We start from the raw sequence: 21714 nt of genomic DNA, 5'->3' as shown, positions 1-21714 counted from the left end.
TGTCATTCGTTAAATGTGTTGTAACGCTTCTTCCGCGAGACGGGCGAAATAGTGCGCCGCGGGCGCAATCAGCCGTTCATCCGGATTAAATGCCGGATGGTGCAAACCATATTCGCTGGCGCTGCCGATGCTGACGAACGCCCCGGGAATATGCTGAAGATAGACCGCAAAATCTTCGCCACCGAGATGCAGATCGGCATGGTGGGTGCGATACCCGGCCTGGGCTGCCACCTCGCTGGCGAAATCGGCCCAGCGGGCGTCGTTGACCAGCGCCGTCGGGCCGGCGTACCAGAAGACGTCAATCTGCGCGCCAAAGGCGCTGGCGAAACCGGCGGCAATCTCGCTGACCCGGGCCTTGACCCGCTGCTGCACTTCACTGCTGTGGGTGCGCAGCGTCCCCTCCAGCTCGACGCTCTCCGGCAGCACGTTCCAGGTATTGCCTCCCTGGATCCGCGTCACGCTGAGCACCACCGAGTCGAGGGTGTTCACTTCCCGGCTGGCCACGCTCTGCAGCACCGTCACCAGCTGGCTGGCCAGCAGGATCGCATCCCTTCCTTCATGTGGGCGGGCGGCATGCGCCCCCTTCCCGGTCACTTTGAAGACGAAGCGGTCGACGTTGGCGTAGAACGCGCCGCCGCGGGTGGCAAATTCGCCCACCGGCAGGCCGGGCTCATTGTGCATGCCGAAGATCGCCGACACCTCCTCCAGCGCCCCGGCGCGGATCAGGGTTTTCGCGCCGCCAAAATTTTCCTCCGCCGGCTGAAACAGGATCCGCACCCGCCCCGGGAGTTCCGCTTCCCGCTCCTTCAGCAGCAGCGCCGCCCCCAGCATCACGCTGGTGTGAATATCGTGGCCGCAGGCATGCATTACCCCTTGATTCTGCGAGCGGTAAGGCAGACCGGTCGCCTCCTCGATGGGCAACGCGTCGATGTCCGCCCGCAGGGCAATCACCTTGTCGCCGCTGCCGACTTCGGCGACCAGCCCGGTTTTCAGATCGTAGGGCAGCAGGGTCAGCCCGCCGCTCTGCAGCCAGTCGCGGATCCGCGCGGTGGTGGCCACCTCCTGCAGGGAGAGCTCCGGGTTCTGGTGCAGCTCGCGCCGCCAGCTAATCAGTTGTTGTTCAAAGGACATTCAGCACCTCCTTGCCGTAGTGAGCCTGCGCCAGCAGGCGCAGGGAGTGCAGGCGCGCTGGCCCGTCGCTAATGGGGGTATCAATGATGAGTTCATCCAACTGTTCTTCCGCCTGCAGCGCGTCAAGCCGGGCTTTAACCTGTTCGGGAGTACCGGAGATCAGCGAAGATTCACGGCGGGCAATGCGCGTCGGTCGGCTGCCGGCCTGGCGGGCAAAAGCGACGGCCTGCGCCTCACTGCCGACGGTCACCCGCTGGCCGTTCTCCAGCTCGACGCCCCACACCTCGACCTGCTGCGCCAGCGCGGCGGCGGTGGCCGAATCGTCAGCGACCACCACCTGGACGGCGACCATCGCCTCACGCGGGCTGAGCTCGCGCCAGCGGTTGAACACGGCACGGCGCAGCGCGCTGTCGCCATTGAGATGGGCGGCAAAGACAAAGTTCCAGTCAAGGCGGGCGGCCAGTTCAGCACTCTCCAGGCTGGCGCCGAGGAGAAAACCGTCTGCCCGGCGCGGCGGGATCGGCGTGGCGCGTAGGCTCTCCTCTCCCCCGGGCTCAGTCAGCGACAGCCAGTTATCCAGCTGCGCCAGCTGATCGGCAAAGGTCCCTTTCTCCTCTTGATGCAGGCCCTGCTGCAGGGCGCGGGTGGAGAGCGGCAGGCCGCCAGGCGCCTTGCCGACCCCGAGATCGATGCGGCCCGGCGCGAGGGCGGCCAGCAGGTTAAAGTTTTCCGCGACCTTATAGGGGCTATAGTGCTGGAGCATGACGCCGCCGGACCCAAGACGGATCCGCCGGGTGTGGCCCAGCAGCCAGGCGATAACCAGCTCCGGCGAGGGGCTCGCCAGCTGATCGGTATTGTGGTGTTCAGCGACCCAGAAGCGGTGGTAGCCCCAGGCTTCGGCGTGTTGCGCCAGCGTTAATGTACGCGCCAGCGCCTGCGCGGCGGTTTCCCCGGCGGCAAGCGGACTTTTATCCAGAATACTGATTCGATAAGACATTTCGCAGGCTCATATGAAAGTACGTGCCTGCATTATTAAAATCTCTGCTAACTATTGAGAAACAATTAATTCACATGTGTACTGCTGAAAATTAGATATGCCCGGCTGAACGCTGCGCTTCCAGCTCGCGGAGCAGCGCCTCGGCCTGCCGCGGATTGCGCACCCGGACGAAGCGAATATGACGATATTGCGGATCCTGCATATCGGCCAGATAGCGTCGGCGATGCTGCCGCCAGGTTTTCAGCGTCCAGAGGATGATGGATTCCCGGCTGCAGAACGAACGGCGAAAACTCTCGCAGTTGCCCGTGCCCGGCCACAGCTCCTGATGTCGCCACGCCCGGCTCGCCGCCCGCCATACCGCCTGGCGCAGCGTGCGCCAGAAACCATAATCTACCCAGATCACCAAATCCACCGCACGCCATTTAACGCTGCGGCTGCGATTGTAATTGCCATCCAGCACCCAGCCCGGCGTGGCCGTCGCGGCGGCAATGGCGGCGAAAAATGCCTCATCCGGCGCGCCCTGCCAGTTCGGCCGCCAGTACAGGCGATCGAGCTCGATCCAGGGTAATTCCAGCCTGTGCGCCAGGCGCCGGGCCAAAGTGGATTTGCCTGAGCCGCTGGTGCCGACCACGTTGATATTCATCTCTGTTTCTCCCCGGTTACCAGACTCTGCCTGGCGATACTCTTGAATCATCTTTCAGGCTGCCGTCCCCCCGGTCATGCCGCGCCAGCGAATGTCGGTTCACCTGGCGCTGGCGTTTTTTGGGCCTACTACAATACCTGCCCTGCACAGAGGAATAAATCATCCGCCATAACCATTCTGCTCCACTGCGTCCGGCCATCAGGCTGGCACAATCCTCAGGCCGGGCATACACTCTGCGTACCTGTGAGCAGTATTCATCAATCCGGAAAGATTATGCTAAAAGAGAACGTAAACGATCTGCTCTCCTTTATGGTGGTGGCGCGTGAACGCAGCTTTACCCGCGCGGCGGCCCAGCTTGGCGTGTCGCAGTCGGCGCTCAGCCATGCCATGCGCCATCTCGAAACGCGGCTCGATGTCCGGCTGTTGACCCGCACCACCCGCAGCGTGGTGCCGACCGAAGCGGGCGAGCGACTGATTCAGCGCCTCGGTCCGCATCTGGAAGAGATCGAGCAGGCCCTGGCTGCATTGCGCGACACCCGAGAACGCCCGGCGGGCAACCTGCGCATTACCGCCGGGGAGCATGCCGCCAGCGCGGTACTCTGGCCGGCGCTAAAGCCATTTATGCTGCAATATCCTGATATTAACATCGAAATCACTGTTGATAATGGGCTCACGGATATCGTGGGTGACCGCTTCGACGCCGGGGTGCGTCTCGGCGAACAGGTGGCAAAAGACATGATTGCCGTGCGCATCGCCCCGGATATGCGGATGGCGGTGGTGGGTTCGCCGGCCTATCTGCAGCGGGCCGGTACGCCGCAAACGCCCTGGGATCTTGCCCAACATCGCTGTATCAATCTGCGCCTGCCGACACGAGGGGGACTTTACGCCTGGGAATTTGCCCGCGATGGCCGGGAGATTCAGGTGCGGGTGGAGGGACAGCTGATCCTCAACAGCCTGCCGCAGCGCATCGACGCGGCGGAGGCGGGCCTCGGGCTGGCCTACGTGCCGGATGACTGCGTGGCGGAGGCCTTAGCCAGCGGCCAGCTGGTGCGGGTGCTGGCGGAGTGGACCCCCGCCTTCCCCGGCTACCATCTCTATTACCCCAGCCGGCGCCAGCATACCAGCGCTTTCACGCTGTTACTGGAAACTCTGCGACGCTGATCTCATTGATAAATCTGTCAAATGCTCTCGGTAAATGTTTTAGGTGCGTAACTATTAGGTTACGTGTAGGATTCAGCGCCATGTCTGAGCTTATCTCCTACGTCAGAATGATGAGAAAGCCAGCATAATGTGCCAGCCGTCCTCCATTCCGGCTGCAAACATGGGCATTGACAGGAAACTGATACATCAATGAATACGAAACACGAAAATGCAGCGGAGCATCATGCTGCAAAACGCCACTGGCTTAACTCACATGAAGCGGGTTATCACAAAGCGATGGGCAACCGTCAGGTACAGATGATCGCCATCGGCGGCGCTATCGGTACCGGTTTGTTCCTCGGCGCCGGGGCACGTTTACAAATGGCAGGGCCAGCGCTCGCCCTGGTCTATCTGGTCTGCGGCATCTTCTCCTTCTTTATTCTTCGCGCCCTCGGCGAACTGGTCCTCCACCGCCCCTCGAGCGGCAGCTTCGTCTCTTATGCAAGGGAGTTCCTCGGTGAAAAAGCCGCTTACGTGGCCGGCTGGATGTACTTCGTTAACTGGGCGATGACCGGGATTGTCGATATCACCGCCGTGGCGCTGTATATGCACTACTGGGGCGCGTTTGGCGATGTGCCGCAGTGGGTCTTCGCCCTCGGCGCGCTGGCTATCGTCGGCACCATGAATATGATCGGCGTGAAGTGGTTCGCCGAAATGGAGTTCTGGTTCGCGCTGGTTAAGGTGCTGGCGATCGTCGCCTTTCTCGTGGTCGGCACCATTTTCCTCGGCTCCGGTAAGCCGCTGGACGGCAATGCCACCGGCTTCCATCTGATCACCGATAACGGCGGCTTCTTCCCGCACGGCCTCCTGCCGGCGCTGGTGCTGGTGCAGGGGGTGGTCTTCGCCTTCGCCTCCATCGAGCTGGTGGGGACCGCGGCCGGAGAGTGTAAGGATCCGGAGACAATGGTGCCGAAGGCCATCAACAGCGTGATCTGGCGTATCGGTCTGTTCTATGTCGGTTCGGTGGTGTTGCTGGTGCTGCTTCTGCCGTGGAACGCCTACCAGGCCGGACAGAGCCCGTTCGTTACCTTCTTCTCAAAGCTGGGCGTGCCATATATCGGCAGCGTGATGAACATCGTGGTGTTAACCGCGGCCCTCTCCAGCCTTAACTCGGGTCTCTACAGTACCGGGCGTATTCTGCGCTCGATGTCGATGGGAGGCTCCGCGCCGAAGTTTATGTCGAAGATGAGCCGTCACCACGTCCCTTACGCCGGGATCCTGGCGACGCTGGGGGTATATGTAGTCGGGGTTTTCCTCAACTATCTGGTGCCATCTCAGGTATTTGAGATCGTACTCAACGTCGCCTCGCTGGGGATCATTGCCTCCTGGGGCTTTATCGTGGTGTGTCAGATGCGTCTGCGCAAAGCGATCAAGGAAGGGAAAGCGGCAAAGGTCAGCTTCAGAATGCCGGGGGCGCCGTTCACCTCCTGGCTGACGCTGCTGTTCCTGTTCAGCGTGCTGGTGCTGATGGCCTTCGATTATCCGAACGGTACCTACACCATAGGATCAATTCCGCTGCTGGCGGTATTGCTGGTGGCTGGCTGGTTTGGTGTGCGTAAACGCGTGCATGAGATTCACAGCACGGCGCCGACGCTGAGGAAGTAACTGGCAGGACTCCCGGTTTGTCCATCGCGGGCAAACCGGGAGGTCAGAACTTAATTATCTTCAACCAGCTGCGACACATCGCTGCTGTTAATTTCCCGCTTATTACCTGACTCATCGATATAGCTGGTCATCCCCGTTTCTTTATCCAGCTGCGGCTTGCCGTGGGTAACGATAGTTTGACCGCTCTTCGTGGTCATAACGTAGTTTGACGAACAACCTGCCAGCAGCGCCAGCATCGCGCCGGCGCAAATCACCATGAATGGCTTTTTCATTTTATCTCCACTGATTACCACTGCCCGCACGTGGCGGGAAAGGGTTAAGTGTATAACCATCTGGTTTGTCAGGCCAATAGGCGTTTGTAACAGAGGGTGAGTCGCCGGGCCTGGCCCGGCGGCATGCGGAGCGCGACCACCGTTTTCCGGTTTCGTCGCGCTGAGGTCTTACAGGGCGATGCGGATCACATCGTCCGGCGCGGTGGCCTCTTTCTCACGGCTGGAAGCTTGTTTCACGCTAACGTACAGCGTTTTGCCGTCCTCGGAGAGCGCCAGGCTGTTGGGGTGAGTCGGCGTTTTAAAGGTCTTCACTACCTTGTAGCTCTTGCCGTCGATAACGCTGACTTCCCCGGCCTTACGATGCGTCACATAGGCTTCGTTGCGCGCCGGGTTAAACAGCACCGCCAGCGACTCCGGCGCGGCGATTTTCTCCAGCACCTTGCCGTCGCGGGTATCGACCACCAGCACTTCCGGCTGCTTGCTGTCGGTAATAAAGGCACGATGGCCGGCGGTATCGAGACTCAGGTTAAGATAGAAATGCGCTTTGCCGTCATCCTGCAATTTTTTGCGCGACGCAATCGTGTTGCTCTCGCTGTCGATGGTCAGCAGTTCGCCATCGGCGTTGGTGGTATACAGACGCTTAGCCTGCGGATCGATCGCCAGACCCGTCGCCATTGCCCCGGTGCCGGTAATGGTCGTTTTCAGCTTCAGGGTTGCGCCATCTACCACCCAAATCACGCTCTCTTTGCCCAGACCGGTAATGTAGACCGTGTTGGTCTGCTCATTGACCGCCAGCTCGCGCGGCTGCAGCGGACGCACGGTTTCGCTGCGCTGACGCTCGTCCAGCACCAGGCGCCCCTTCACGGCGCCGGTTTTGGCGTCAATAGCGGTGACAGTGCTGTCGACGGTATTGCCAAACCACAGCGTGCCGGTGGCATGGTTGATAGCGGCGCCGAACGGCTTCAGATCGTTGTGAATAATCTGCGTCACGTCGAGGGTGGCGGGGTCAAGACGGTAAACCACCCCGCCTTTGTCCAGCGAACGACTCTGTGATGTGGCGACCCACAGCGCATTCTCCTGCTGGCTGTAGGCCATTTCGTAGGCCCCTTTTCCGACGGCCTTGCGCAGCATCTCTTCCGCGGCGTGGGCGCTAAAGCTGCCTGCCAGCAGCAGAGAAGTGACGAGCAGTGAATGGCGCAGACGCGGCGCGGCAAAATGACGTAATGACATGACGACTCCCTTTGATAAACCAGTATGTGCTGACCCGACATCGCTTCCGGCGGTAAAGTCCTGGCTTTACCCTTATTTTTGAATGCGAATAGTAATCATTATTTATATCAAAGTGGAGCGTTAATTGTTGTTGTGCGGTAAATTCATGCCTGGCGAGCACTATCCGTTAACCAGCAGCAGTTAATAATTTTCAAATATTTTACAAACGAGGTAACATATATACATATGTTCCATTTGGTTCGTCTTTGAGTATTATCGATGAAAATCCTGTCCGTGCGTCACGTCGCCCTCCCGGCCCTGCTCTTGCCGCTCATTGCCGCAGCCCAGGCCGCTGATGAACAAACCATGGTGGTGACCGCCGCGCCAACCACGGTTTCTGAACTGGATACCCCCGCCGCCGTCAGCGTGGTGAATGGGGATGAGATGCGCCAGGCCGCGCCGCGCGTCAATCTCTCTGAATCGCTGGGCGCCGTGCCGGGCCTGCAGGTGCAGAACCGGCAAAACTATGCCCAGGATCTGCAGCTGTCGATTCGCGGCTTTGGCTCGCGCTCAACCTATGGCGTGCGCGGACTGCGCATCTATGTGGATGGCATTCCGGCCACCATGCCCGACGGCCAGGGGCAGACCTCAAATATTGATATCGGCAGCGTTGACACCATTGAGGTGCTGCGCGGCCCCTTCTCTGCCCTGTACGGTAACTCGTCCGGCGGGGTGATCAACGTCACCAGCCAGACCGGCACCCAGCCGCCCACCGTGGAAGCCAGCAGCTACTATGGCAGCTTCGGCACCTGGCACTACGGGATGAAAGCCACTGGCGCCGTTGGCGACGGCAGCCACGCAGGCGATGTGGATTACACGGTCTCAACCAATCGCTTCACCACCCATGGCTATCGCGATCACAGCGGCGCGCGCAAAAATCTGGCGAACGCCCGGCTGGGGGTGCGCATCAACGACGTCAGTAAGCTGACTCTGCTGCTGAATAGCGTGGATATCAAAGCCAATGACGCCGGTGGCCTGACCGCCGATGAATGGCGCGATAACCCGCGCCAGTCACCGCGCGGCGACCAGTATAATACCCGCAAGAATACCCGACAGACCCAGGCCGGCCTGCGCTATGAGCGCCAGCTCAGTGCCCAGGACGATCTCAGCGTTATGATGTACGCTGGAGAACGTGAAACCACTCAGTTCCAGTCGATCCCGCGCGCGCCGCAGCTGAAGCCGAGCCATGCCGGCGGGGTGATCGACCTTACCCGTCACTACCAGGGGATTGATACCCGGCTGACCCATCGCGGAGAGCTGCTGGTGCCCGTCACGCTCACCGCCGGTCTCGACTACGAGAACATGAGCGAGCGGCGCAAAGGGTATGAAAACTTTGTGATGGTCAACGGCGCGCCGCAGTATGGCGAACAGGGCGCGCTGCGCCGTAACGAACGCAACCTGATGTGGAACGTCGACCCCTACCTGCAGACCCAGTGGCAGCTCACTGACAAACTCTCGCTCGATGCCGGGGTTCGCTACAGCTCGGTATGGTTCGACTCGAACGACTACTACATCACCCCAGGCAATGGCGATGACAGCGGTGATGCCAGCTATCACAAATGGCTGCCCGCGGGCTCGCTGAAATATGCCCTGACCGACGCGTGGAACGTCTATCTTTCCGCCGGCCGCGGCTTCGAGACGCCAACCATTAACGAACTCTCCTACCGCTCCGATAACCAGAGCGGCCTCAACTTCGGCCTGAAACCCTCCACCAACGACACGGTGGAGATCGGCAGCAAGACGCGGATCGGCAATGGGCTGTTCACCGCCGCCCTGTTCCAGACCAATACCGATAATGAGATTGTGGTCGACAGCAGCAGCGGCGGGCGCACCAGTTATAAAAACGCCGGCAAGACCCGCCGTCAGGGGATGGAGCTGGGGCTGGATCAGCAGTTTGGCGAGAGCTGGCGTCTGAAGGCGGCCTGGACTTGGCTGGACGCGACCTATCGCACTAACGTCTGCGACGACGCCAGCTGCAATGGCAATCGCATTCCGGGGATCGCGCGCAATATGGGCTACGCCTCCTTTGGCTATCAGCCGGAGCAAGGTTGGTACGCCGGGAGCGATATACGCTATATGAGCGATATCATGGCCAATGACGAAAACACCGCCAAAGCGCCCTCCTGGACGGTGGTTGGCCTGACGACTGGCTATAAATGGAGCTACGGCAGGATGGATATGGATCTGTTCGGTCGCATCGACAACCTGTTCGACCGGGAGTACGTCGGGTCTGTCATCGTTAACGAGTCTAACGGGCGTTACTACGAGCCTGCCCCGGGACGTAACTACGGCATCGGCCTGAACCTCGCCTGGCGCTTCGAATAACACGCCCCTTCCCCGCCGATGCCTCTCGCGATCGGCGGGCGAAGCGCTTTTCCTTACCGTCTATTCCACCGCCAGGCGGACACCCGCCAACCACCCGCGCTTGACACTCCACCCCCTTCGTAGTCATATAGTCACCACATAATCACCATGGTTACTATTTATATTGATCGGCACTTTTATCAGCCAGGGAGGGATAAATGGATAATGTCGTTTATGCGGACTGCGTATTGATTAACGGCAAGGTCGCCACGGTGGACTCACATTTTAGTTTTAAGCGCGCCATCGCCGTGAAGCAGGGATGGATTATTAACGTTGGTGAAGACCAGGATATTCAGCAGCATATTGGTCCCCAGACGCAGGTCATTGACCTTAAGGGCAAACTCATTTTACCCGCCGCGCATGACTCACATATCCATATCGGCTGGCTCGCTGACAGCTGGCATTGCCTGAACTGCCAGGACGTGCGTTCCCTGGCAGTACTGCGGGAAAGACTGCGCGACCAGGCAGCCCGCACTCCCGCCGGGGCATGGATTCGTGTCTGCGGTCTGGATCCAAACGCAATCAAGGAGTGCGCGGCCGAGCAGCGCTCTCTGACGCGCTGGGATATTGACGACGTCACGGCCGATCATCCCACCCTGCTCGCCCTGTGGGACGGTCACTCCTGCATCGTCAACAGCCGGGCGCTGGCCCTCTCCGGTCTTGACGCCAGCACCCCTGATCCCCTCGGCGGACATCTGGGGCGAACGGCCAGTGGCGAACTGGACGGCAATTTCATCGACCTGCCCGCCCTGCATCTCGCATCCGGCACGATGCCGCGTCTGACCGTAGCGGCCCTCAAAGAGAACCTTCTGGCAGCCCAGCGCCTGATGAACAGCGAAGGGTATGCCAGCTACACGGAAGGCGCCATGGGTCCGGGGGAAAATACGCGCGAGGTAGGCGCCGCGGGGGATCGCGCCATCGCCGCCTACCGTGAACTGCAGGATGAAGGAAAACTCACCGCCCGGGTATCCATCGCCTTTTACTCTGCCGAGCGGGGGGTTCAATCCTGCGCCACCCTGAAGCGCGATCTGGATAGCTTTGATTTCTCCCAGTTCACCGACCGGGACTGGCTGGACTGTCGGACCATAAAACTGTTCTGCGATGGCGTTCCCACATCGCACACAGCGTGGATGAATCAGGATTACGCCGACCGGCCGGGATATCGCGGACGCTCGGTGTTTGGTGGCCCCGAGGCGACCGAGGAAGCACAAGTTGAGGCGCTACAGCAGATGATTCTGCTGGCTCACCAGCGCGGTTTTCAGGTGGCAGTCCATGCGGTCGGCGATAAGGCGGTAAAAGTCACGATTAACAGCTTCGTGCAGGCGATTCAGCGCTATCCGGGGGAGAGCCGACGGCATTATGTGCTGCACGGCTCCATGGGCGATCGGCAAGATTTCGTGACGGCGGCAAAATACGGCATTCTGCTTTCCGAACAACCCTCACCTGGCGGCCCGGCATATGACTATGAACAGCGCGCCCGCTACTGTGGCATCAAGGGGGAAATCTGCAAAGGGCTACGGGATATCATCGACCTTGGGGTCATCGTCGCCGGCGGGTCAGATGGCATTATGGCGCTGGTGAACTGGCGCAAAATGGTTCAGGCAGCGGTCACCCGCAAATCATCTTCCAGCGGCAACGTTATTCGCCCGGAGCTGGCAATTAGCGTGGCGGACGGCGTGCGGATGTACACCATCAATGCGGCCTATCAGGAAGGGAAAGAAGCGGTACGCGGATCGATAGAGGTCGGCAAAGTCGCTGATTTTCAGGTGCTGGACCGCGATATTTTCGCCGTAGCCCATGAGGAGATTGGCGCCAGCCGCGTGGTGATGACCATGGTTGGCGGAAACGTCGTCTTTCAAGACTAACCGCGCTCACCCGGCTCAGGTCGCCGGGCGGGCAGCGTGCTGCATCAGCGGAAGACGTCTGCCCACCAGAGCATCGCGCTTCCGCTACAGGAGCGAATTAAAGCAGATTTCGCAGGGATAACTCGAAAATGATCTTTTCTGCCTGGCAGGAGAAGGCGATGGAGAGGTCGAGTTTCACCGCGTCGCCAGCGGCGACGATGGTGTAATCGACCTGCGGCGGTTCACTGGCCGGCGCTGCGGCGGCAGCACGTTCGCGCACGGCGGCTACGGTGGATTCCGCTTCTTCGCGGCTTGGGAACACCTTCTCGGCCCGGTAGACGCAGTCCTCGTTATCAATGATCGTCCCGACATCAATGGCGCAGCCTTTGGTGCTGCATTTATCTACAACATCTTTCATCGTAATAACCTCTTGAGTTTTCTTAAGGATAAGAACCCGCCCGCCGAAAAGCAAACCATTAATATCCGTAAGGATTAGCAATTTTTCTATTATATCGCGCCGCGCCGGGCGCCATCTTGCGCCACCGCAAAACGAGGCACCATGTTTACGGACGGTCGCGTAACGATATGCGTTGCCCTCGCAGCAATCGTGGTCTCCATCACACTATTCTGCACACCATCTCGTCTGCCCCGACTCGCAGCGTTAGTCTGGTCACAGAACATCGCCAACAAGGAGCTGCTATGGCACTGCCGATTATGATTGATTGCGATCCGGGACATGATGACGCGATCGCCCTGGTCCTCGCCCTCGCCTCGCCGGAGCTGGAGGTGAAAGCCGTCACCGCTTCCGCGGGCAACCAAACCCCGGAGAAGACCCTGCGCAACGTGCTGCGTATGTTGACGCTGCTGAACCGGCCGGACATTCCGGTTGCCGGCGGCGCGTGGAAGCCGTTGATGCGCGATCTGATCATCGCCGATAACGTGCACGGCGAGAGCGGACTGGATGGCCCGAGCCTGCCTGAGCCGGCCTTTGCGCCGCAGAACTGCACCGCCGTCGAGCTGATGGCCAGCGTGCTGCGGGAAAGCCAGGAGCCGGTGACCCTGGTGGCCACCGGGCCGCAGACTAACGTGGCGTTGCTGCTCGCCAGCCATCCGGAGCTGCACGCGAAGATCGCCCGCATCGTGATCATGGGGGGCGCCATGGGGCTGGGCAACTGGCAGCCGGCGGCGGAGTTTAATATTTACGTTGATCCGCAGGCCGCGGAAATGGTCTTTCAGTCCGGGATCCCGGTGGTGATGGCGGGCCTTGACGTCACCCATAAGGCGCAAATCCTTCCCGCCGATATCGAGCGATTCCGCCAGATTGGCAACCCGGTGTCGACCATCGTCGCCGAGCTGCTCGACTTCTTTATGGCCTACCACAAAGATGAAAAGTGGGGCTTCGACGGCGCGCCGCTGCACGATCCCTGCACCATCGCCTGGCTCCTCAAGCCGGAGATCTTTACCACGATCGAACGCTGGGTTGGCGTAGAAACGGAAGGCAAATATACCCAGGGGATGACGGTGGTCGATTACTACCATCTGACCGGCAATCGGCCCAATACCACCCTGATGCTGGATGTGGACCGCGAAGCCTTTGTGGATCTGCTCGCCCAGCGGTTAGCCTTCTACGCCTGACCTCTATGCCAGGCCCCTTTTCCCTGGCGGGAAAGGGGCCTGTTAAGTCGAAGCCCGCCAGGCTAGTCGTCCGCCGCGACGCGGATCACTACCTTACCGAAGTTCTCACCTTTTAACAGGCCGATCAGCGCCTGCGGCGCCTGGTCCAGACCGTCGATCAGCTGTTCGCGATATTTAATTTTCCCCTCCTGCACCCAGCGCCCCATCTGCTGCTGGAATTCGGCGATCCGATGCCCGTAATCCTGGCCGATAATAAAGCCCTGCATCCGGATGCGCTTTTTGAGGATGGTCGCCATCAGCAGCGGCAGACGATCTGGCCCGTCCGGCAGCCCGGTGGCGTTATAGCCGCTCACCAGCCCGCAGACGGGTACCCGCGCTGCGGTATTCAACAGCGGCAGCACCGCGTCAAAAACCTTGCCGCCGACGTTTTCATAATAAACGTCAATACCCTGCGGGCAGGCCTGGGCCAGCTGTTCGGCAAAATCATCCGCACGATGGTCAAGGCAGAGATCAAAGCCTAACGTCTCAACCGCATAGCGGCATTTTTCCGCGCCGCCAGCGATGCCGACGGTGCGGCAGCCCTTAATTTTGCCGATCTGTCCAACCGTGGCGCCAACCGGCCCGGTCGCCGCGGCGACCACCAGCGTTTCGCCCGCCTTTGGCTGGCCGATGTCCAGCAAACCCATGTAGGCGGTGAAGCCGGGCATCCCCAGAACTCCCAGCGACCAGGACGGGTGTTGCGGATTGTCACCCAGCTTCACCAGTCCGCTGCCGTCGGAGAGTTCATAATCCTGCCAGCCGCTGTAGCCCAGCACCCAGTCGCCGGGTTGATAATCGGCATGATTTGAGCTGACCACGCGACTCACGGTCCCTCCCACCATCACCGCGCCAATGGCCACCGGCGGCGAATAGGACGGCGCGTCGCTCATGCGCCCGCGCATATACGGGTCGAGCGATAAATAAACGGTACGCAGCAGCACTTGACCCGGGCCTGGCGTCGGCACTTCGCTCTCTTCCAGGCGGAAATTCTCTGCCGTCGGTTCACCATGGGGACGGGAAGCCAGCACCCAGCGGCGATGGCGTTGCGGTTGATCTGTCATAGCAAACTCCTCTTGTTAGCAGACTGTACTGAGGCTAGCTGCTTTATGCGTATTATGCTTTAACATTAAGAGCCGGATGGCGATTGATTAAGGCGAACCACCAGATAGACGCAGGTCTCTGCGGATTCATTAATAAAGCGACAATCGTTGGGCGGGCCAAGCTCCAGACAATCCCCCGCCTGCATCTCATGGCGGGTATTGCCTTCGACAAACACCAGCTCGCCCTGTTGCAGCCAGATTAGCTGGCGGGCAAGCGCATAGGACGCGGCGGGCATCGGCACATCGCTACCGGGCGGCAGCTCAATCTGCACCAGATCGATCGGCAAATCGCTGCGCGGCGAAACGTGGCGGCGGAGATAGTGGCTTTGCGGGTCGCGCCATACCGGCTGGCTGGCAAAGCGCAGCAGCTTGCCCTCCTGCATTTCCGCGCGGGCGATCAGGGTCGACATACTGATGCCGAAGGCACCGGAAAGGCGGCCCAGCATCGAGGCGGTCGGGCTGCTTTCGCCACGCTCGATTTTATGGATCATCGCCCGCGAGGCGCCGGCCCGTTCGGCGAGGTCGTTCAGCGACCAGCCGCGGGACTCGCGCTCGATGCGGATGCGCGCGCTGATGCGCTGATTGAGGTTGTCTTCTATAGTATTCATAACGTAACACTATAGTGTGCGCCCCCCCATTACACAACCATCCACCGAGACGCGTTATTCCCGGGTTAGCCGTTAAAATTATGCTGAAAACGGATGACAGCGTGGCGTTCATTATTGTAATAGTATTGTACTACTATAGTGTACGAAAAATTGAGGTTTGCTATGTCCATTCGCCCTGCCATTAAAGACGACTGCGCGGCGATCGCCGAGATCTATAATCATGCCGTCGTCCATACCGCCGCCATCTGGAATGATAAAACTGTGGATACCGACAACCGCATCGCCTGGTTTGAAGCCCGCCAGCTGGCTGGATTTCCGGTACTGGTGAGCGAGGAAGACGGCGTCATTACCGGTTATTCCTCGTTTGGCGACTGGCGGGCATTTGACGGCTTTCGCCATACCGTTGAGCATTCGGTGTACGTTCATCCCGAACATCAGGGGAAAGGGCTGGGCCGCAAGCTGCTGGTCGCCTTGATCGCCGAAGCGCGACGGCTGAATAAACATGTGATGGTCGCCGGCATCGAGTCGCAGAATCACGCTTCGCTGCATCTGCATGAAACGCTGGGCTTTATCACCACCGGGCAGATGCCGCAGGTGGGCACCAAATTTGGCCGCTGGCTGGATCTGACCTTTATGCAGCTGCAGCTGGATGCGCGCCAGGACCCGGACGGCAAAGCATGAACGCGTCGCTCACTCTCGCCTGCCTGATCGCCGCCGGCGTTGGCCTGGTGGTGCAGAACACTCTGATGGTGCGCATCACCCAGTCGGCGTCGACGATCCTTATCGCTATGCTGCTCAATTCGCTGGTCGGGATCGTTATCTTCGTGACGATGTTACTGCTGCGCCAGGGCGTCGCCGGCTTTCAGGAGCTGGCCCTGAGCGTGAAGTGGTGGACGCTGATCCCCGGCCTGCTGGGGTCCTTTTTCGTCTTCGCCAGCATCAGCGGTTATCAAAACGTTGGCGCGGCGACGACCATTGCGGTACTGGTGGCCAGCCAGCTGGTGGGCGGGTTGATCATGGATTTAGTTCGCGCCCACGGCGTGCCGGTGCGGGCGCTGATCGGACCGTTATGCGGGGCGGTGATGCTGGTGGTGGGCGCCTGGCTGGTGGCCAGACGCCAGTTCTGAGCGCATCTTCAGAGGATCGCGCCGCCTTTGGTCAACTGCTCGCGGCGCGCGTCCTGCTCTTCCTGATGCTGTCGCCCATGATGGGCGATGGCGGTGCGCAGACGCTGCTGTTGGATATAGCGTTCCTCACGACTGAGTTGCGCATCATCACTCAGGGCGATTAGCAGCTCATTCATATGCGCGATAACGCCCTCGGCCAGGGTGTCATCGACTTTGACGATAACCTCATCCAGATGTGCCATCCTGTTCTCCTTTCGCTTAATTCAGCTTCGCTTTGGAAAAATCGCTCCCCATCATGCTGACGGTGTAGCCGCTGACGTTGCTGCGCGTCGCATAGAAGGTTTTCCCGGTCGCCAGGGTAATCCATGGCGCCTGCTGATAAAAAATCTCCTGCGCCTGTTCGTAGAGTTTGGCCCGCGCCTGCGGATCGCTCACCAACAGCGCTTTCTTTACCAGCGCGTCATAGGATTTGTCACACCAGCGGGCGGCGTTGGAGCCGGTCTGGATATTATCACAGCTGAGCAATGTGCCAGCAAAGTTGTCCGGATCGCCGTTGTCCGACATCCAGCCATACAGGGCGCTGTCGTGCTCCCCTTTACGCATACCGGCAAGGTATTCGCCCCATTCATAGCTGACAATTTTGGCTTTCACCCCCACTTTCGCCCAGTCGTTTTGGATCATTTCGGCAATGCGTTTTGAGTTTGGGTTGTAGGGGCGCTGGACCGGCATTGACCACAGGGTCACTTCCGCGCCTTGCTCCAGACCCGCCTGCTTGAGCAGCGCTTTGGCTTTCTGCGGATCGTAGTCATAGTCCGGGAGATCTTTCTTATACCCGAGCATCGTCGACGGGATCGGTGATTTCGCCACGCTGCCGGAATCGAGGAATACCGCCTTGACGATCGCCTGCTTGTCGGTAGCGTAGTTTAACGCCTGGCGCACCAGCACATTATCAAACGGTTTTTTCTCGGTGTTAAACGCCAGATAGCCGACGTTTAGCGCCTCAACCGCATGCAGCGCCAGATCTTTATTGCCCTTAATCACCGGGAACTGTACCGGCGACGGCGCGGGAATAATCTGGCACTCGTTGGTCTGCAGTTTCGCCAGACGAGTCTCGACGTTCGGCGTAATGGAGAAGATTAAGTGCTTGGTCGGTACCTCGCCTTCCCAGTAGTGGGGATTGGCAATATAGCGGATTTGCGAATCCACTTTATACTGCTGCAGCGCATACGGCCCGGTACCGACAGGCCAGTTATCAACGTTTTCCGGCGTTCCTTTCTTCAGCATCGCCTCGCCATACTCTGCCGACAGAATAGAGGCGAAGTCCATGCCCCAGTCGGCAAGAAACGCCGCGTTCGGCTCGTTGAGCTCGAACTGGACATGGTAATCATCCACCTTTTTCACCGATTTAATCAGCTTATCGAGGCCCACGTCGTGGAAGTATTCATAGTTCCCCTGCGACACCTTATGATAAGGATGCTGAGGATCCATCTGGCGCAGCACGGAGAACAGGACGTCGTCGGCGTTAAAATCGCGGGTCGGTTTGAAGAATTTGTTGCTGTTGAACTTCACCCCCTGACGCAGAGTAAAGGTCCAGGTTTTGCCATCCTCAGAGACGTGCCACTTGGTGGCCAGCGACGGGATCGGCGTATTTTTCACCGGGTCAAAGCTCACCAGACGGTTATACAGTACCTGCGAGCTGGCGACGAACGACGGACCGGAGCTGGCGATCTGCGGATTGAAGGACTCCGGAGAGGCTTCTGAGCAGTAGACCAGAGTGTCATTGCCTGCGGCCCAGGCGGCGCCGGCCGGCAGCAGTGCGCTCAGCAGCAGCGCCAGCGTGGTTTTCCCTGTAGACATGGTTATAAGTCCTGATTATTGATTATAAGAACGGTAATAACAGCACAGCCGCCTGACGGCGGCAAATAATCAATGGCTATCACCTTATGCAAAACGCGTGGAATTTGCTGGTTTAATCGACGTTGCGCTGCTTTTTACGCCAGAGGGCTTCGGGATGTTGTGAGCCACACAAAATTCCTGCAAAAAAATGTGCGATAACCGCCCAGCTCACGCTTCCCGTCAGTGCCGCCCGGTACACTGGGGGAACCGCAGAACAAGAGGTTTCCACCATGACAATCACCTGCAATCTGTACATTAACGGCCAGTGGCACGATGCCGAAGGCCGCCGCACCTTTACCCGACGCCACCCGGCCCACGATGAGGCAGCCTCGGTGGCCGCTGCCGCCAGCCTCGCCGACGGCAAACGCTGCGTCGAAGCCGCGGCCTGCGCCTTTCCGCTGTGGCGCGATACTGCGCCGGCGGAACGACGTCGCTTACTGCTCGAGGCGGCGGAACAGATGCTGTTGCGGGAGGCGAAATTTATCGCCGCCATGGCGGCGGAGACCGGCGCGACCGCGCACTGGGCCGGATTTAATGTTCATCTGGCGGCAGATATTCTGCGTGAAGCGGCGGCGCTGACCACCCAGATTGAAGGGCAAATAATTCCGTCCAACGTGCCGGGTAACCTGGCGATGGGCGTCCGCCAGGGGGCGGGAGTGGTGCTGGGCATGGCGCCGTGGAACGCGCCGCTGATTCTGGCCACCCGGGCCCTGGCGACGCCGCTGGCCTGTGGCAACACGGTGATCCTTAAGGGCGCCGAACTTTCCCCCGCCACTCAGGGACTGATTATCGACGCCCTTGACGCGGCGGGCTTCCCGCCGGGCGTGGTGAACTATCTTACCTGTGCGCCTGAAGATGCGCCGGCGCTGGTGGAATCGCTGATCGCCCACCCGGCGGTGCGGCGCGTTAACTTTACCGGCTCCACACCGGTGGGGCGCATTATCGCCCGCACCTGCGGACAGTATCTAAAACCAGCGGTGCTCGAGCTCGGTGGAAAAGCGCCCCTGCTGGTGCTGGACGATGCTGATATTGAGCAAGCGGCGGCGGGCGCTGTTTTTGGCGCCTTCGCCAACGCCGGGCAGATCTGCATGTCCACCGAGCGCATTATTGTCGACAATGCCGTAGCGGAGGCGTTTATCCCGCTGCTGGCCAGGCGCGCCGCCGCCCTGCCTGCCGCCCTCACGGGCCCGGTTGTCGATATGAACACCATCGCCCGCTGCAACGCGCTCATTGACGATGCGTTAGCGAAAGGCGCTCGCCTGCTGACCGGTGGTAGAGCCAACGATACCCATATGAGCCCGACCCTGCTGGACGGCGTGACCCGCGAGATGCGGCTGTGGCGTGAAGAGTCCTTCGGTCCGGTGAAAGCGATTATTCGCGTTCATAGCGAAGAGGAGGCGCTGGCGGTGGCCAACGACAGCGAGTATGGTCTTTCCGCTGCGGTCTACAGCCGCGACAGCGCCAGAGCGTGGAACGTAGCGCAACGTCTGCATACCGGGATTTGCCATATCAATGGCCCAACGGTGCATGATGAGGCGCAAATGCCATTTGGCGGCTGCAAAGCCTCCGGCTATGGCCGCTTTGGCGGCCGGGCCGGGATCGCGGAATTCACCGAGCTGCGCTGGATAACGATCCAGACCCAACCCCGCGAGCTTCCCTTCTGAGGCCCAGCGCCTCTTAACTATGGCTGGCGATAAGCTGCGCCAGCCCCTGCGGATTTTCCCACGCCATCGAGTGTCCGGCATGGGGCACGATGCCGACCGGGATCCCTTGTGCCTGAACGAGGTCGCTATCCGCATAAGGGAGCGACCGCTCTCCGACGATCAGCATTTTCTGGCAGCGCAGCTGGCATAGCTGGGTAAACCAGGGCGTGTCGCTGCCGCGTATCAGGCTGCTGGCGGCCCGCCAGACGGCCCAGGGGGCGCTGTTTTGTAAACAACCCGCCCACGGCGAGCGCTCCTCCGCCAGCAGCCTGGCATAGCCGTCAGCGACAAAGGCTGTCTCTGACTGCGCCGCAATGCGCCTGCTGTACTCGCCGCCGCCGGCGAACAGGTTGGGTTCCGAGACCAACAGCGTGGTCACCCGCTCGCCCAGTAGCCCCGCCGCTTCGATGGCGATGCTCCCTCCCATGCTATGCCCGAACAGCGCGAAGCGCTGCAGGCGCAGGTGGCTGAGGAACTGCTCCAAAACTAAAGCCTGCTCATGTATGTTGTAACTAAACGCGCGCGGTTTATCGCTATAGCCGAAGCCCGGCAGATCGATGAGTATTTTGCGCCGTTCGCGGAGCGCAGGATCGCTGGCAATGCGGGGATAATCGTAGGATGACGCGCAGCCAAGGCCGTGGATAAACACCACCGGAAGGCCATCTCCCGGGAAATCGTGCCAGCGCAGCGTGGCGCCAGCGACGGACGAATAAAAACCGTTCACCTGTATGCCTCCATGATAAGGTTACTGGTTTTTTATACAGTAACCTCATCCTTTGTGCTACCCTTTTCTGCCGTCTAGCGCCTGAGGGTTAAAACAGCGAGACGAGCAGCGCCATCGGGAAGCTGAACGGCCAGGTGGCGCCGATCAGCAGGGCCGCCAGCAGGCGGATCATCCGGCTCTCTTTGGTTAAAAACCAGCTAATCACGGCGCATATCACGCCCATAATGGCGTAAAACACCAACATTTTTTGATATAACGTCATTCTTACTTTTTCCTTCCCTGAGGGCGTTCCATGGTGGGATGATTATCTGCCATGACGTCGTGATTCAGAGATACCTGTATAACAAAATCAGAAACGGGCTGAATATTCAGAATAAAGCCTGATTCGTCTTAATCTGATAGCGCAACCGCTGGCGCCGTACTATACCTTTAGGACTTACTCATTAGGGTGGCGCTATGGATGTCTCCAGTAAAACCGTCGTTATGATTAATGTCTGCGCCGCGTTCGCGCTTATCAGCCTGCTGTCCGTAAGATTTGGCTGGTTTTAATCATTTAATTCAGCAACGAAACCTAAAAAAGCAGCCCCGAAGGCTGCTTTTTTACGCGCGAACAACAGAGTTGTTATCTTGCTGTCGGGCGGCGGGGGCTAACTGCGCGGCAGCTATTACCTTATTAAGGCTGGGGTTATAGCGCGGCAGTACATTGACTTTTTCACTATCCAATTCGGCGGCGGCGCAGACGGCCTGCCCTACGCCCATCTTCTCACAGCTTTGGATTCGTTTCGCCGGGGCATTACCATAGCTCAGCGCCACAGCGCCGATAGCCAGCAGAATAAAAGCAAAAATTTTCACAGCGACATCAACGTCAAAACCTAATATGCCCTAAATGATCGCATGAGCGGCGGCGGAAAGTCAAACCCGGGGGCGCTGCCGGGCGGCATCCGGTATTTGCCTCTGCCTCAGGGCTATAAAATATTCAGAACAAATATCATGCGATAACCGTAAATATTAAAAGCTTATCTCTAGCCGTGAAATACTTTCTGTTCAGGGGAGTTAATTTCGCTAATAAGGAAAATATTTCGCCGTCGGCAAGGGGAAAAGGATCGCCGCCTTCGCCACAGGCGCAATATATCGCGCGGGCCGTCATCGTAAGAAGATAAATGGCGATGGCAAGCCGTTGTAACATAACCTCTTCATCTCCGTCATCACGGATAAGAGCCAGAAATAGCGCTAAATGACAACAAATATCATTTGCCTTCGCGTCAGATAATACTTACATTCATAACCATTGGTAATGCTTTAGCGCAGTTCGCGCTGTGAATTTCGAGGTGGATATGTCCGGAATCATCACGCTGGTCATCGCGCTAATCCTGCTGGTCGCGGCGGTGTATAATATTATTTCCTACATTCGTGACCGGCGCAGCGCCAGCCTGCCCAGCAAAAAAACCAAGCGCTGAAAGTAATTAAAGCGGTATTCTCGTTACCCCGGCGCGACTGGCCGGCTCATCTCTTCGCTCTTCTGCGAGCACAAAAAAGCCCCTGCCGACAGACAGGGGC

Annotated in this window: 25 protein-coding genes; 10 read left to right on the top strand and 15 right to left on the bottom strand. The window is 59.3% G+C overall.

Going from position 1 to position 21714, the window contains the following annotated elements; all coding sequences use genetic code 11:
- Window positions 1-9: 9 nt before the first annotated feature.
- From AB1E37_RS11410 to AB1E37_RS11400, 3 genes are all read right to left on the bottom strand, one after another.
- On the bottom strand, window positions 10-1131 hold the full coding sequence (locus AB1E37_RS11410) for a M20 peptidase aminoacylase family protein (RefSeq protein ID WP_004180131.1): 1122 nt from the start codon (window positions 1129-1131) through the stop codon (window positions 10-12).
- Window positions 1121-2128, bottom strand: a complete 1008-nt coding sequence (locus AB1E37_RS11405; RefSeq protein ID WP_004898544.1) for an MsnO8 family LLM class oxidoreductase — start codon at window positions 2126-2128, stop codon at window positions 1121-1123. The genes AB1E37_RS11410 and AB1E37_RS11405 overlap by 11 nt, the downstream gene beginning before the upstream one ends.
- Before the next feature lie 91 nt (window positions 2129-2219).
- Window positions 2220-2771: an adenylate kinase gene (locus AB1E37_RS11400; RefSeq protein ID WP_004180132.1), complete on the bottom strand. Its 552-nt coding sequence runs from the start codon at window positions 2769-2771 to the stop codon at window positions 2220-2222.
- Window positions 2772-3044: 273 nt separating this feature from the next.
- On the opposite strand from AB1E37_RS11400, the gene AB1E37_RS11395 reads away from it, so the two are divergent.
- Both AB1E37_RS11395 and ansP read left to right on the top strand, forming a co-directional pair.
- Entirely contained in the window at window positions 3045-3932 is an 888-nt protein-coding gene (locus AB1E37_RS11395; protein WP_032447624.1) for a LysR family transcriptional regulator, read from the top strand.
- A 189-nt stretch (window positions 3933-4121) separates the two neighbouring features.
- Complete coding sequence (ansP, locus tag AB1E37_RS11390) at window positions 4122-5576, top strand: L-asparagine permease (RefSeq protein WP_002906778.1); 1455 nt, start codon at window positions 4122-4124, stop codon at window positions 5574-5576.
- A 50-nt stretch (window positions 5577-5626) separates the two neighbouring features.
- Here the strand turns inward: ansP and AB1E37_RS11385 are convergent, their stop codons facing one another.
- A complete protein-coding gene (locus AB1E37_RS11385) occupies window positions 5627-5848 on the bottom strand; it encodes a YgdI/YgdR family lipoprotein (RefSeq protein WP_002906779.1) in 222 nt (73 codons plus the stop codon).
- Between the two features lie 168 nt (window positions 5849-6016).
- Window positions 6017-7078: a YncE family protein gene (locus AB1E37_RS11380; RefSeq protein ID WP_004898548.1), complete on the bottom strand. Its 1062-nt coding sequence runs from the start codon at window positions 7076-7078 to the stop codon at window positions 6017-6019.
- A gap of 258 nt (window positions 7079-7336) precedes the next feature.
- Here AB1E37_RS11380 and pqqU point away from each other — a divergent pair, with 258 nt between their 5' ends.
- Together pqqU and AB1E37_RS11370 are read left to right on the top strand one after the other, a co-directional pair.
- On the top strand, window positions 7337-9442 hold the full coding sequence (pqqU, locus tag AB1E37_RS11375) for a TonB-dependent receptor PqqU (RefSeq protein WP_004189794.1): 2106 nt from the start codon (window positions 7337-7339) through the stop codon (window positions 9440-9442).
- A gap of 197 nt (window positions 9443-9639) precedes the next feature.
- A complete protein-coding gene (locus AB1E37_RS11370; protein ID WP_004898550.1) occupies window positions 9640-11346 on the top strand; it encodes an amidohydrolase in 1707 nt (568 codons plus the stop codon).
- 97 nt (window positions 11347-11443) lie between these two features.
- Here the strand turns inward: AB1E37_RS11370 and AB1E37_RS11365 are convergent, their stop codons facing one another.
- Together AB1E37_RS11365 and AB1E37_RS11360 are read right to left on the bottom strand one after the other, a co-directional pair.
- Complete coding sequence (locus AB1E37_RS11365; protein WP_002906788.1) at window positions 11444-11743, bottom strand: DUF406 domain-containing protein; 300 nt, start codon at window positions 11741-11743, stop codon at window positions 11444-11446.
- 89 nt (window positions 11744-11832) lie between these two features.
- Window positions 11833-12063, bottom strand: coding sequence for a hypothetical protein (locus AB1E37_RS11360; RefSeq protein WP_032414321.1), 231 nt, complete (start codon window positions 12061-12063; stop codon window positions 11833-11835).
- Here AB1E37_RS11360 and rihA point away from each other — a divergent pair.
- Window positions 12025-12960, top strand: a complete 936-nt coding sequence (rihA, locus tag AB1E37_RS11355; RefSeq protein ID WP_002906791.1) for a pyrimidine-specific ribonucleoside hydrolase RihA — start codon at window positions 12025-12027, stop codon at window positions 12958-12960. The genes AB1E37_RS11360 and rihA overlap by 39 nt on opposite strands.
- Window positions 12961-13022: 62 nt before the next feature.
- Here the strand turns inward: rihA and AB1E37_RS11350 are convergent, their stop codons facing one another.
- Together AB1E37_RS11350 and AB1E37_RS11345 are read right to left on the bottom strand one after the other, a co-directional pair.
- Window positions 13023-14060, bottom strand: coding sequence for an NADP-dependent oxidoreductase (locus AB1E37_RS11350; protein ID WP_002906792.1), 1038 nt, complete (start codon window positions 14058-14060; stop codon window positions 13023-13025).
- 65 nt (window positions 14061-14125) lie between these two features.
- On the bottom strand, window positions 14126-14707 hold the full coding sequence (locus tag AB1E37_RS11345; protein ID WP_002906794.1) for an XRE family transcriptional regulator: 582 nt from the start codon (window positions 14705-14707) through the stop codon (window positions 14126-14128).
- A gap of 162 nt (window positions 14708-14869) precedes the next feature.
- Here AB1E37_RS11345 and AB1E37_RS11340 point away from each other — a divergent pair, with 162 nt between their 5' ends.
- Window positions 14870-15388, top strand: a complete 519-nt coding sequence (locus AB1E37_RS11340) for a GNAT family N-acetyltransferase (RefSeq protein ID WP_002906796.1) — start codon at window positions 14870-14872, stop codon at window positions 15386-15388.
- Window positions 15385-15834, top strand: a complete 450-nt coding sequence (locus tag AB1E37_RS11335) for a DMT family transporter (protein WP_004180135.1) — start codon at window positions 15385-15387, stop codon at window positions 15832-15834. Before AB1E37_RS11340 ends, AB1E37_RS11335 begins: the two co-directional genes overlap by 4 nt.
- A gap of 8 nt (window positions 15835-15842) precedes the next feature.
- Here the strand turns inward: AB1E37_RS11335 and AB1E37_RS11330 are convergent, their stop codons facing one another.
- A complete protein-coding gene (locus AB1E37_RS11330) occupies window positions 15843-16076 on the bottom strand; it encodes a YdcY family protein (protein WP_002906801.1) in 234 nt (77 codons plus the stop codon).
- A 16-nt stretch (window positions 16077-16092) separates the two neighbouring features.
- Window positions 16093-17691 carry an ABC transporter substrate-binding protein gene (locus AB1E37_RS11325; RefSeq protein ID WP_004898553.1) on the bottom strand — a complete coding sequence of 533 codons (1599 nt, stop codon included), beginning with the start codon at window positions 17689-17691 and terminating at the stop codon, window positions 16093-16095.
- Window positions 17692-17960: 269 nt separating this feature from the next.
- Here AB1E37_RS11325 and AB1E37_RS11320 point away from each other — a divergent pair, with 269 nt between their 5' ends.
- Entirely contained in the window at window positions 17961-19394 is a 1434-nt protein-coding gene (locus AB1E37_RS11320) for an aldehyde dehydrogenase (RefSeq protein WP_004180137.1), read from the top strand.
- Between the two features lie 13 nt (window positions 19395-19407).
- Here the strand turns inward: AB1E37_RS11320 and AB1E37_RS11315 are convergent, their stop codons facing one another.
- Complete coding sequence (locus tag AB1E37_RS11315) at window positions 19408-20157, bottom strand: alpha/beta fold hydrolase (RefSeq protein ID WP_004189779.1); 750 nt, start codon at window positions 20155-20157, stop codon at window positions 19408-19410.
- An 88-nt stretch (window positions 20158-20245) separates the two neighbouring features.
- Entirely contained in the window at window positions 20246-20419 is a 174-nt protein-coding gene (locus tag AB1E37_RS11310) for a GhoT/OrtT family toxin (RefSeq protein WP_002906888.1), read from the bottom strand.
- Window positions 20420-20613: 194 nt separating this feature from the next.
- On the opposite strand from AB1E37_RS11310, the gene yncL reads away from it, so the two are divergent.
- Window positions 20614-20706, top strand: coding sequence for a stress response membrane protein YncL (gene yncL, locus AB1E37_RS11305; protein WP_002906891.1), 93 nt, complete (start codon window positions 20614-20616; stop codon window positions 20704-20706).
- 51 nt (window positions 20707-20757) lie between these two features.
- On the opposite strand, the gene AB1E37_RS11300 is transcribed toward yncL, so the two are convergent.
- Window positions 20758-21009, bottom strand: a complete 252-nt coding sequence (locus tag AB1E37_RS11300; RefSeq protein WP_004898555.1) for a hypothetical protein — start codon at window positions 21007-21009, stop codon at window positions 20758-20760.
- A 136-nt stretch (window positions 21010-21145) separates the two neighbouring features.
- Window positions 21146-21343, bottom strand: coding sequence for a hypothetical protein (locus AB1E37_RS11295; RefSeq protein ID WP_004189776.1), 198 nt, complete (start codon window positions 21341-21343; stop codon window positions 21146-21148).
- Window positions 21344-21491: 148 nt separating this feature from the next.
- On the opposite strand from AB1E37_RS11295, the gene AB1E37_RS11290 reads away from it, so the two are divergent.
- Window positions 21492-21614, top strand: a complete 123-nt coding sequence (locus AB1E37_RS11290; RefSeq protein WP_004898558.1) for a small membrane protein — start codon at window positions 21492-21494, stop codon at window positions 21612-21614.
- Window positions 21615-21714 lie beyond the last annotated feature (100 nt).

The organism is Klebsiella sp. Shm-1 (genome assembly GCF_040804525.1).
Classification (GTDB): Bacteria; Pseudomonadota; Gammaproteobacteria; order Enterobacterales; family Enterobacteriaceae; genus Klebsiella; species Klebsiella pneumoniae.
The sequence above is the reverse complement of the archived record's forward strand: the minus strand, read 5'-3'. Positions and strand labels throughout refer to the sequence as shown.